The organism is Robiginitalea sediminis, assembly GCF_002198115.1.
Classification (GTDB): domain Bacteria; phylum Bacteroidota; class Bacteroidia; order Flavobacteriales; family Flavobacteriaceae; genus Robiginitalea; species Robiginitalea sediminis.
This window is the reverse complement of the sequence record NZ_NGNR01000015.1, coordinates 1-232: the sequence shown is the minus strand read 5'-3', so window position 1 is coordinate 232 and position 232 is coordinate 1. Positions and strand designations below refer to the sequence as shown.

At 56.9% G+C, this 232-nt stretch carries 1 protein-coding gene; it reads left to right on the top strand.

Features of this window, described 5'->3' with window-relative positions; translation table 11 throughout:
- Positions 1–232 (top strand): hypothetical protein (locus tag CA832_RS15075; protein ID WP_158211951.1); only part of this gene is annotated, 232 nt, incomplete at both ends.

The following is a 232-nucleotide window of genomic DNA, read 5'->3' as shown; positions in this document are numbered from 1 at the left end:
TACCTGGATAACACGGACGACCAGAACATCAGCGGTTCTGCCCTTGTAGGCACCGACCTGACCATTGGCATCGAAGGAGGAACCAGCGAGACTGTAGATCTCTCTAGCCTGGTGGGTACTGACGACCAAACCGCTTCAGAGGTAAACATCACAGATGTCGGAGGCAATTTCACAGCTACGGACGTAGAAGGCGCCCTGGCCGAACTGGCCGCAGGCAGCACCGACGACCAGA